The 13,118-nt window shown below is 33.7% G+C and carries 6 protein-coding genes; all 6 read right to left on the minus strand.

Features of this window, described 5'->3' with window-relative positions:
* Window positions 1–47: 47 nt before the first annotated feature.
* Window positions 48–7,298 carry a T9SS outer membrane translocon Sov/SprA gene (gene sov, locus AC15TD_RS07210; protein WP_484451459.1) on the minus strand — a complete coding sequence of 2,417 codons (7,251 nt, stop codon included), beginning with the start codon at window positions 7,296–7,298 and terminating at the stop codon, window positions 48–50.
* A 6-nt stretch (window positions 7,299–7,304) separates the two neighbouring features.
* On the minus strand, window positions 7,305–7,886 hold the full coding sequence (gene ruvA, locus AC15TD_RS07215) for a Holliday junction branch migration protein RuvA (protein WP_484451460.1): 582 nt from the start codon (window positions 7,884–7,886) through the stop codon (window positions 7,305–7,307).
* A 51-nt stretch (window positions 7,887–7,937) separates the two neighbouring features.
* Complete coding sequence (locus tag AC15TD_RS07220) at window positions 7,938–10,238, minus strand: NADP-dependent malic enzyme (RefSeq protein WP_484451461.1); 2,301 nt, start codon at window positions 10,236–10,238, stop codon at window positions 7,938–7,940.
* 211 nt (window positions 10,239–10,449) lie between these two features.
* On the minus strand, window positions 10,450–11,394 hold the full coding sequence (locus AC15TD_RS07225; RefSeq protein ID WP_484451462.1) for a carbohydrate kinase family protein: 945 nt from the start codon (window positions 11,392–11,394) through the stop codon (window positions 10,450–10,452).
* Window positions 11,395–11,462: 68 nt separating this feature from the next.
* A complete protein-coding gene (queG, locus tag AC15TD_RS07230) occupies window positions 11,463–12,386 on the minus strand; it encodes a tRNA epoxyqueuosine(34) reductase QueG (RefSeq protein WP_484451468.1) in 924 nt (307 codons plus the stop codon).
* Window positions 12,387–12,402: 16 nt separating this feature from the next.
* Window positions 12,403–13,118: hypothetical protein (locus tag AC15TD_RS07235; protein ID WP_484451463.1), on the minus strand; the 716-nt coding region annotated here is incomplete at its 5' end.

Consider the following 13,118-nt stretch of genomic DNA (forward strand, 5'->3'; position numbering starts at 1 on the left):
TTTAGACAAATGTATTTATTCAAATTTTAAATTCAAATACTTATTTGTTAATTCCCAAAATTATATCTGATAGTAATACCTGATCTTATTGTTGTTTGTGGAAATGCCGTTGAAATGGCATATTCTGAAAACGTATAATCGAAATAGAAAATTCCTGTTAAATTTTTACTAAAAGCATAATCAGCAGAGTATTTTAATCCCCAAATAGTTTGTCCTGAGGTTACCTGATTATTTTCTAAATCTAAATATCGAATGATGGTTTTATTATCTCTTACAGAAATATCTGCTTTCATATTTAAATCACTCACGACACGTTTTCTTGGCCCAGCTAATTTTGATCGAATACGCACATCTTTTATTCTGTATCCTAACCCTAAAATATACTCATTACCTTGAACTTCTGTTACCAAATTATTATCTAAACTTAGCGATAATAGCCTGTCTTTTTTGATTTCTGTTAGAATTTTAATCGAGTTTTTCATTTCAAAATCTATACGAATAAGGGGACTAAACATTTCTGTTAAGTTAATATTACTGTATAAGGTTTCGTTTTTATAGTTCCCTGATTGATCAAAAACATTACTTGGTTGATTATCATAATCTACACCATAATCTATATTGTTATAGTCTAAATTTGATGTGAATTGGTTAATGGTATAATTAGAACGATATCCGTGCGTTAGTGAAAAACGTCTGAAGTTCTTTTTAAACCAAGCAAATCTCATTAAGCCCGTGTATTTTATATCCCAGTTAGGAATAGGCATATCTCTAAAAGCACCCGTTTTCACATTACTGGCATCCTGACCAGTATATGCCGCTAAAAAGGATGGAATAAGCACGGCTTGATTGTTTTTACCAAACCCTTTTGGATACCCATTATCATCAATATTGTCTGGATTATTTAAGTCAACCCCATTTTCTTGAGCTAATCGTTGTGCTATTTTTAGTCTGTTTTCTCTAAAATCATTAAATGCATCAGAACTGGTTTCATCACTTGCACTAAACGCTGTTTTTATTAAAACCGTTGAAATATTAAAATTACCAAAGGTATTTGGTGTTAGTGATTCGTATTCATATTCTCCACCAATAGTATTTACCCTAAAATTCTCGGTATAGTTTTCATAATACATTCTGTTCCCAACAAGGTCTATTTTAAAATCTCTAAAAGGTTCTAAACTAGCTGAAATATCAAGTTGCTTATTATTCGTTTCTGTGTACTGCTGATTAAACTCCGGGAAAACCGTGAGCCACCCATTTCTTGCTGCCAAATACCTGATATCACTTTGACTGCCAAACGTATAACCTAATGTAGGTTTTGTGGTTCCTACAAACCCGGGGGTTTGCAAGTATCCTGGCAAGAACGTCCCATTGTTCTCGGAATAATTAACCTGAATTCTTTTTATACTGGTAATTATATCAATACCCGCATTTAATAATTTAGCAGCCCCTTTATTTTTACTTTTTGGTTCTTTATCATTATTTTGATTGGCTCCAGCTCCCGGAGGTGCCCCTGCTGTCCTGGATCTAACTGTTGTTATAGGCTTTTTTGTTAAACCAATATACTTATACAACTTATTCATATCCAGCGTTGTATTAATATTATGCGTATTGGCATTTTGAATGGTGTTTCCTAAATCATAGGTTTGACCATCTAACTCCAAATTACCATATAAATCAGATCCCTTTTGCCATTGAAAATCCCCACTATATTGATAGGTAGCATTAATAAAACTAAAAGTCGGAATTTTATTTATAGGCAATTCATAGGTAAGCCCTAATTGCTGAAACTGCCGGTTAGGGTCTCCAAAATCAAAAAATCCATCCCAAACATCGAGTGTTGGGTCTTGTTCTCCATTAATAATATTGTCTTTAAAATAATTTCTTACAATGTTGTTATTGGAAGCAGAAAAATTTAACTGAAGTGATTTTGTGAAATTAAAATTAATCGTGTATTGAAAATCGAAGGTATAGTTTCTTCTGAACAATTCTTCTATGCCTATATTATTTCCACCTAACTCAACCTCTCTAAATTTTTGACTATTAAACTGTCTGTTAACATCTGTGTTTACTGTAAAACTCGTTGGTAATACATTGAAATTAAAATCTTTTAAAATCTTCCAGTATTTTCCTGTAAACAAGGAATCATTTTTCTTAAAAGGCTCAATGGTTATCGGATTAAAGTTATAAGCATAATTTGCTCCTACGCGAACATTCTTATTTACTGACTTCTCTATTTCAAAATCTCTATGTTCTACTTTATTGTAAGAATAATTTAATGTTAGATTTTCAACATCGTAAAAACGTGGTGTTTTCTCAGTGGTTCTATTTTTTCTAACGCCAATAAAATTGATACTTTGACGTTTTGTATAATCTTCAGATTGTTCTTTGATTTGTTCTTTATCGGTATTCGTATCAGCCGCATTTAGTCTTGAATCTAAGGTAAGATCTTCATAATACTGATCATATTTAGGGGTAATAAGTTCTTCACTTTGCCCGTAATTAAACGGAATTTGAACACCCCATTTTTTTGGTAACAGTTGTCCAACATTAATATTGGTTACTACGTCGTATTGCTTCACATCTTCAAGACTACGTTCACTTGGTCCTTGTTCTAATGAGCCAAAACCAGAAGTACTTTGTCTTCCTGTCGCACTTATGTTCATAAAATCGGCAAAGTTGGCGTCCATACTTACTACAGCTGCCCAACCACCTTCGTTATCCATATCTGCTAAACGAAGCTCATTAAACCAAACCGTACCACAAACTTCACTACTATTGTTACCATTTTTTAAACCTACCATTAAGGTTCTTATATCTCCAAAGTTTGGGTTACCTTTAATACCAACGCGATGCTGTCCTGCTACATAGTTTGAATATGGACTACCTGGAATAGGCACAACATCATCATTTATAACATCATAAAATGTAGGATCTTCATTTGATAAGGTTCCATCTGAAATACCAAGCGCTTTTATTTGTGCTAACACATCCAGCGGTAAATTAATTTCGTTGGCTGTTGGCCAAAGTTCTTCTCTTGAAATACCTGTTGATACTTGTAATGGTATTTCAATTTGATAATAATTTTCGGTAAGGTCATTACCCATTCTAATAAAACCGACTAAATCATTATTTGATAAACCACCAACCTCATCTTCTTCAGCATGTATAAACATTCTTAAGCGTTTATATTGGCGCATATCTAAATTAATATTTTTATAAACAGCTTTTGAGTCTTCAGTTTCAAGATTACATACGTTTACAACAAGAGATTGTTCATTCTGCTCTACAACCGTATTGTTATTAAATAACTCTTCCGGCTCTATTCCTGGAGGCCTTTTGTAACTACCTTCATTTTCAATAGTTCCGACAATCCCAACCGTAAAATCTGTTTGCGGATCATCTGGTGTTGGATCGTTTTTGTCTAAAGCCTGTGTATAACGTCTCCAGTCGCTTCTTACTAAATCAACCGTTCCGAAACGAAATACGGTATTTTGCGTAAACTCTTTTAGATATATTCTTGCAAAGCGCACTGACCTTAAATCTGTTATTCCTCCAACAGCTTTTACATGGCTTCCTAAAACTGGCACTCTTATTTGATACCAGCGAACATCAACGCTACTGCCGTTTGGTAGTGATCTTGGTCTTAATTTAAAATCCTTAATAAAATCTTTTAACGGGTTAGATGTAGCCAAATTATCAAATTCTGCTTGTGTCTCTGGTAAATTTTGTCGTGTAATATCAAGCTCATACTCAAAATAACTATCAATCGTATTCATGGTATTATCACGATTAATATCTTCTACATCTGGTTGTGTATTGGCCCCTCTGTCTGTATTTGTAAATGTATCAGGCGTATTTCCTTCTACACCATTATATTTTTTATATCTCTCAAAAATATTTCCTTCTGTATTTAAAAAATAAGTATAGTTATCTTTGGCTGGATCTTCGCCGAAATTAGCTCCAAAATTGGCGATTTCTTCGGCATCATTGTAGCCATCATAACCCACATCTTGATTTACACGTTCTTGACCTGCTGTATCGAAGGCATAAATTAATGACTGATTTTGAGGCACAACCGTTCCCCAGGCTGTTACAGGTAATAATGACTTATTACCATCTTGTGGTAAACCGTTTTCATATAGTTTTCTTCCGTCCTTTATAATATCCTCGGAAATATTTCCAAGATTAAAAACTAATTTTCCTCCTGGGTTTGATGGATTATCTTGAAAAGGGTCTTGCAACCAAAATTCAATATATTCTACGTTGGATTGTTCTAAATCTGTTGATGTTAATTGTCGAGTAATACCTGCCCAACTTTCTTGTGGATTATCTATAATCCCATCTGCAGAAGAAGATTCGAAATTGTAAGGACCTCTTTCTGTTGGATAATAAGCTAAATCTAATGTGAACAAAACAGAATTCTGTCCTTGAACCAAATCACGTTGTGGAAAAAGTTCGTTAATAAAAACTCTACTCGTATAAAGGTTAGAAATATCATCATCAGACACATCGCCTGGTCTTTGGGCACTATAAAAAATTGGGTCAATGGTATACCAGTTTAATAGGGCTCTTTGATACCCATTTTGAATTCCATTCTCATCTTCATTCGGGTTTGTGGTAATACCTAAATCAACAGGTCTACTTGATAAAAACCATGATTGTTGTGATTTTAAATCGATTGCATTTTGTGCCCCTTCAAAATCATCAATGTATGAAGTTGCTTCTCCCTGTAAATCGGTGCCTTTTGGTGCTCCGGGTGCAAGGTAAGCAAATTCGCCTCTTAAAGACAAGTTAGATTCCACATCGGTATCGATGTTAGGAAGTTTATTTACCAAACGGGTTAAAAAAGGAACTTTAGTCGCATAATTACCATTCATTCCAAAAATAGTATTATTGATAGGTTCTGTACCGTAGTTTGCTTTTTGGGTTATTGGTCGTTCGTTTAAATTTAAAAGCGTTCCTCCTAATAAAAAATTCTCATTAAACTTATGCTCTACATTTATTCCAGTAAATCGTCTTGTCTGTTGACCAAAAACAGCATTATTTTCAGTTGAAATTTGAATAGGCGTATCGGATGCTTTTAAAGCTTCATCTAAAATTTCAACGGTACCCAATTGATAATTTACTGTATAATCAATACCTTCAACTAAAACACGTCCGCCTGCAGTTACCGTTACAGACCCTTGTGGTACATTAAACGCACCAATAGAAATACCATTAGACCCCGTAGATTTATAACGCCCTTTTAGTTTAAATTTATTTCTTTCAATTTCTTCTAAAGCTGCTGTTTTGGTGCTTTTATAAAGAATATCGTATACATATTTTTCCTGATTGGGATTGATATATATGTCACTATCGTAATCACCGGGATTTGCAGGGTCATCTAATACATCAAATAAATATTTTCCGAAGGGCTCAACTTTTGTAAAAATTATTTTTCCGTTTTGCGGAATAACTGTGATACCGGAAACAAAATCAAAAAAACCATCTCCATTAGCTTGCGGATCATTGTTAAAATTTAACTTATCTAAATTAAAAATTCTCAGCAGCGGTGTTTCCTGAATGGGCTTATCATCTCCAGGGTTTGTTGGTGTAAGATTGTCAAAAAGAGGAAACGTTGTACCGTCAACTGGTGTAATATAATTTAGTGGCGAGGCTTCATTATAAAAAATATTTAGTTTAAAATCTTCCTGACTTAATTGATATGCCCCAGTATCATAAATGTTTTTCATCATTAAATTCCATACAGGCTGATTCACATTGGTAATACTGCTCTTTAACATTTTTAATATCAAATTGCTATTAACTACAGAGGTTACCTGTCCTGATGTATTTGTAGATACATTAGTAGCATCAACACCATCATTTGCAAATTCCCCAACCTGATACACCTGCCCACCTAATGTAAACTGAAATGAAACAGCTAAAACTTCATCATTATTTAGTCGTTGGTTTAACGAAATATATCCTAAATCTTTGTTTAATATGTATTCCTGGCCTTGTATAAGTTTTCTGGCGTTTTCAAGTTTAGCATAGTCAAAACCCTCTTTCACATTCGAAACTGTAATACCCGATTGCACGGTAGCTACATCTCTAATGGCATCATTAAGTTGAGAAGCTGCACCACCAATATTAGTAGGATCAAAATTATTATTGCCATTATCTGGGTAAGCTCCTGGACCAACATTAAAAAAACCTGCTGGTGGTGTTTGTAATCCTATAATATCAGACTCTCCTAAATCTTGTAATGCTACTATATTTCTAATATTATCCGTTCTATTACTTCTATTGGTTATCCAAACTTCTATTCTTGTTATTTGTAAACCTCCATTATTAAAATATGGATAGGTTTCTAAAGCCTTGTCATACGTTTCTCTAAAGTATTGAGATAAAAAGAAGTGCCTGTTTTCATCATAATCTCTTATAAACAATTCAAATTCTTGCAAGGTACCACCACCTTGCGCTACCACTGTACTAGCCTGTGATTTTTGCTCTGAGAATACGCCGGTTACTGTTGTTTTTCCAAATTGTAATTGCGCCTTTACACCAAACAAACTCTGAGCCCCGGTAATTAAGGAACTATTTAATGGCATACTCACATTACCAACTTCAATTTTTTGAATAATATCATCTTCGGTAGGTGTATATTCTAATTTTATTAAGTTTTGAAAATCAAACGTCGATTGTGTATCATAGTTGGCAGTCACTTGAAGACGGGTACCCACTTTTCCTAATAGGCTTAAACTAATCCGTTGATCAAAATCAAAGGTAAAATTACTTCTATTTCTAGGTGAAAAAGACGGATTATCCTGTTTAGAAAAAAGAATTCCTAAATCCATTTCTACCGATCCTTGAGGAACAATATCAATATTATTTCCTCCAAAAATAGTTTCAAAAAGATCAGATTTCACATAAAACCCAGGTAATAGGTTTTTCTGTTCTTCTTCAGCACCTTCTTTCTTTCCATCAAAGGCATCAATTTTTTGTTTGTAATACGATCTTAAATTTTCTTTAGCTACTAAATCTTGAAACTCTTTAGGCGTTAATATAATGGGATAATTAATATCAAAATTCCCTATTTTCTCTGTGTAAATATACCTATCTGTAATTGGGTCATACGTGTATTTAGACTCAATACTATTAGGGTTTGGAATCTTTATGTTTCCCAATTGAAATCCCGTCGCTGTTGTATCTTGAACAGGCTCTTGAGCCCAAACATTAAAAGAAAAAATAATTGCAAAGAATAAGAATATATATCTTTTAATTTGTCTACAAAATGGGAGTTTTGTTGTATTCAAAATCAATTATAAGTTTTTTAAAGCTTGTTTAATGATGGTTTCAACATTAGCATCTGGTTGAGACATTATAATTTTATCAATTACCCGTTCTGCTTGTTTTTTCACAAAACCAAGCACTTCTAAGGCAGATAACGCCTCTTCTTTATTGGTATTGTCTTTTGAAACAGAAACTTCATCTATATCGTAAATTTTTAAAACTTTATCCTTTAATTCTATGATAACTCTTTGAGCTGTTTTTGCTCCAATACCCTTAATGGATTGAATTAAAGCGACGTCGCCAGTAGCGATGCCCTCTCTAACCTGTTTTGGCGTTAATGATGACAACATAGTGCGGGCGATATTAGAACCTATACCACTAACTGATATTAATAATCTAAATATCTCTCGTTCTGCTAAGGACGAAAAACCAAATAATGTATGAGAATCTTCTTTTACTTGCAAATGGGTAAAGAGTTTTAAATGCTCTTTATCTGGAATTTGAGAAAATGTATGTAAAGAAATATTAAGCATATAACCGACACCATTGCATTCAATAACCACATCTGTTGGATTTTTTTCTATGAGTTTTCCTTGAATATGTGTTATCATTAAAAAATATTAGTTAACCTTTCAAAAGTAATAAAATAAACGGCAATTCAATTATTTCCCTTTTGCCTTTTCTTGTTCTCTTTTTTCTTTATTTTGAGCATCAACTACGGCCACGGCCGTCATGTTTACAATCTCATCAACACTTGCTCCTAATTGAAGTATATGAACTGGTTTCCGCATACCCATCATAACTGGACCGATTGATTCTGCTTCGTTCAATTCTTTTAAAAGTTTATAGGTAATGTTGGCTGAATCTAAATTTGGAAAAATTAAGGCATTTACCTTTTTACCAACAAGCTTTGAAAATGGGAAACGTTCTTTAAGCATATCATCATTCAAAGCAAAATCAGTTTGCAATTCTCCATCAACAATCAAATCTGGATAATGTCGATGTAAAAAAGAAACAGCCTCTCTCATTTTTGAAGCTTCCGGATGGTTTGACGACCCAAAATTGGAGTATGATGTCATCGCCATAACTGGTTCCATGCCAAACATTTTAATGACTCTAGAGGTCATTTGTGCAATTTTAGCTAATTCTTTTGCAGACGGATTAATATTTATAGACGTGTCGCTTAAGAATAATGGCCCTCTTTTGGTCATCATAATATTTGTTGTAGCTACTCTTGTAGCACCAGGAGCCAAGCCAATAAGTTCTAACATAGGTTTTACTACCGATGGATAGTTTCTTGAATACCCTGAAATTAAGGCATCCGCATCTCCTTCATTCACCATCATGGCTGCAAAATAATTACGCTCTCTCATTAAACGCTGTGCTGAATAATAGGTTACACCCCGTCTTTTTCGTTGTTCCCAATAAACCTTAGCATACTTATTTTTTCTATCGTCTTCATGTTCAGATTTAGGGTCAATTATAAGTACATCAGGAGAATCAAATTCAATTTCTGCCATCAATCGTTTAATTGTTGCCTCTCTACCCAACAAAATAGGTATTGCAATGCCTTCATCATGAACAATTTGAGCTGCTTTAAGCACCGAAAGCTGATCCCCTTCGGCAAACACAACACGTTTAGGGTTGAGTTTAGACCTGTTCATTAACAGCCTTACTATTTTATTATCAGAACCCATTCTTTCAAGAAGTGATTCTTTATATTTATCCCAGTCTGTTATAGGTTCTGTAGCAACACCGCTATCCATCGCAGCCTTGGCTACCGCAGGAGGCACCTCAGCAATTAACCGAGGATCAAAAGGTTTTGGAATAATATACTCTTTCCCAAAGGTTAATTTTGTTTCGCCATAGGCAATATTAACTTGTTCTGGGACCGGTTCTTTAGCTAAGTTTGCCAAAGCTGTAACAGCCGCCATTTTCATGGCTTCATTTATTTTTGTAGCTCGCACATCTAAAGCTCCTCTGAAAATATATGGAAATCCCAATACATTATTTACCTGGTTAGGATGATCGCTTCTACCTGTTGCCATAATAATATCCTTCCGGGTAGCAATAGCTTTACTATAAGCAATTTCAGGATCTGGATTCGCCATAGCAAACACTATTGGGTTTTTTGCCATAGACTTAAGCATTTCAGGAAGTACCGTATCTGCTTTTGATAGACCAATAAACACATCGGCATCTTTCATCGCTTCTTCTAACGTATGGATATCTCTTTCTGTAGAATATTCTGCTTTTTCAGCAGTTAAATTGTCTCGGTCACTTCTTATAACGCCTTTACTATCTACCATCACAACATTTTCACGTTTAGCACCAAATGCTTGGTACAAACGTGTACAGGAAATAGCGGCAGCTCCAGCACCATTAACAACTATTTTAACCTCTTCTATTTTCTTTTTAGAAAGTTCAATGGCGTTTAATAAAGCTGCTGCAGAAATAATAGCTGTTCCATGTTGATCGTCGTGCATTACAGGAATATCAAGTTCTTCTTTTAAACGTCTTTCTATTTCAAAGGCTTCAGGAGCTTTAATATCTTCGAGATTGATTCCACCAAAAGTTGGTGCAATCATTTTTACTGTTTGAATAAATTCTTCAACATCCTCAGTGCCAACTTCTATGTCAAATACATCAATATCAGCAAAAATCTTAAATAGCAAGCCTTTCCCTTCCATCACAGGTTTAGAGGCTTCAGGCCCAATATTTCCTAAGCCTAATACGGCTGTTCCGTTTGAAATAACAGCTACTAAATTCCCCTTAGCTGTGTATTTATATACATTCTTTATGTCTTTTTCAATTTCTAGACAAGGTTCTGCTACGCCTGGAGAATATGCTAATGATAGATCTCTTTGTGTTGCATATTTTTTGGTAGGTACAACTTTAATTTTTCCGGGAGTTGGTTTAGCGTGATAGATAAGGGCCTCTCTCCTTTTGCTTTGTTTACTCATTTTGGTCTAGTTTGGAAATATGTAAAAACAAAGATAAGAATCCTACTTAAGGAAAACCTTAATCTTTTAGAAAATTGATGCTTCTTTTTATGCTAAAATATATAAGCCTATTTGAACGCAAAAACTAGCATTTAAAATTTATAACAGCCTATAAGTGATTTGATTAGGACAAAGACTAAATGTTTTTAATTTTAAATTAACTTGAAGAACCCTAATAAGGATTCATAAAGACATCGATGTCTGAACGAAGTAATTTTGGATTAGCCCCTTCGCTTTGAGCGACTAAAGCACCTACAGCACAGGCAAAATCTACAGCTTCTTGGGGGTCAACTTTATTAAGGAGTTGACTTATTAAAGACCCTAAAAATGAATCCCCTGCACCTACAGTATCTACCACTTTAACAAGGTACCCACTGTTGTAATAAAACCTGTCGTTATATAAAAGTACAGCTCCATGATGCCCTTTGGTAACACATATATGCTCAGTGTTTGTTTTCTGAGCTATATAGCGTATGTTTTGTTCGATGGAACGATATTTAGAACCTAAATAAGCACTTACTTCATATAACTCATCATCATTAAACTTTATAAAATCAGCTTTATTCATTAAATAAATGAAAACCTCTTTAGTATAATATGGTGGGCGCAAGTTTAAATCAAAAATTTTATAATTGGTATGCTCCAAAAGCTCAAACAAGGTTTTCTTAGAAACATCATTTCTAGCCACCAAGCTACCAAAAACAAATGCATTAGCATTTTCAACTAAATTTATTGCATTTTTATCAATTAAAATATGATCCCATGCTCTTGGAAAATTAATATCATATGATGCAGATCCTTTCTCGTTTAGCATCACTTTTACTTTTCCAGTTTTAAATTTATTATTTACTTGAACATAATCTGTGTTCACACCATTTTGGGCCATGTAGTCTAAGAGCATTTTACCACGCTTGTCATCGCCAACACTACTAATCATCGTAACATCATTGTTAAACGACTGCAAGCGTAAAGCCACATTTAGTGGTGCTCCACCAATTTTTTTATGCGTTGGAAACACATCCCACAAAACTTCTCCAAAACAAACTACTTTCAATTTACTGATGACTGACTTTGTATGATTGACAAGGGTCTCTCTTCGTTTCATTTCTTTACTCATGTAGATAGTTCTTTATATTTTCTTTAGTTAGAATGACAAGTTAAAGAAAAATGCTATTATGCAAAGAACTACGCTTTCAAAAAATTAATGTTTCTTTTTAATCCTGAAAACTTAGTACGTTTAACTGCGGAATTTTTAAATACTTTTTTAAACGTATCTTCAGTTATCTCTTGCCAATCTTTTTTTGTCATTGATAAAAGTTCTGGATTCGGATTAAAAAGTGGTTCACTATGAGATTTAGAAAACCGATTCCATGGGCAAACGTCTTGACATACATCACAACCGAACATCCAATCGTCCATTTTTCCTTTAAATTCTGAGGGAATGTTTTCCTTTAATTCAATAGTGAGATAGGAAATACATTTACTACCATCAACCACATAAGGCTCTGTAATAGCTTGGGTTGGACATGCATCAATACAGGCAGTGCATGAACCACAATGGTCGGTGACAGGGGTGTCATATTCTAATTCTAAATCGATAATTAATTCTGCTATAAAATAGAAAGAACCCGTTTGTTGTGTTAATAAATTACTGTGCTTTCCTATCCATCCCAAACCAGATTTTGCTGCCAACGCTTTATCTAAAACTGGTGCAGAATCAACAAACGCACGCCCATAAACCTCACCTATTTGGTCTTGAATAAAATTTAAAAGTGATTTGAGTTTATCTTTTATAACAAAATGATAATCGGTTCCGTAGGCATATTTCGATAATTTAAAACTATCATTATTTTGCTCTTCCGAAGGAAAGTAATTCAACAATAAAGACACGACACTTTTGGAATCTTCTACTAGTTTTGTTGGATCTAATCTTTTATCAAAATGGTTTTCCATATAACCCATTTCTCCATGCATGTTTTTATTCAGCCATTTTTCTAACCTTGGGGCTTCTTCTTCTAAAAATCGGGCTTTACTAATACCACATGATAAAAAACCGAGGCGTTTGGCTTCGGTTTTGATAAGTTGTGTGTGTCTTGTTTTGATGCTCACTTTATCCAAATCATTTTTAACCCATTTTGGTATAGGTTGCTTTTCCTTCAATATTTCCACTTATTGAGAACTCTCCTAATTCAATTTTATCGAAATCGAAAATCATATCATCAATATAAAACATCCTGTTTTTTAGGAAATAACATTTTGCATTTGAAAATCTTTCAGAATTTAATATTAAGAGACCATCATCAATAGTTATTTCCAAGTTGTTTGCCCATTTTCCTGTGCTTTCTTTCAATCTATAATTGCCTTCTATTTTATATAAAAGCGTTGAATCATTTACCACATATCTTACAATCTCCGGAATAGAATCACCATTTTTAACAATGTTGGCAATAACTTTATAAGCATTTATGGCATTAACTCTAAATTTTTGACTATTTCTAAATACCCACCTATAGTCATTCATATAAGTAAGCACCTGATTTTTATGACTTAAATCGTTAAGGTAATAATCACTTGCTTCGTCAGTCCAATTTCCTTTTAAGAGTTGTTGCACCCATTTTTGCTTGTAATAGATATCGATATTATCGTATACTGTTTTTTGCATTCTTCTATTAGACACATCTAAATAACTTTTATTAACAACATACAAATTCTTTAAATCTTTAAGCAAAGTTTTACGTTCTTCCGAAACATTATCAATATTTCGCATCAAATTATCATAGCCATTTGTTTGTACTTCATGACTGTCATAATACAACTCAAGAAATTCAGTCTTTCCAGACT

Source organism: Yeosuana sp. (assembly GCF_057126245.1).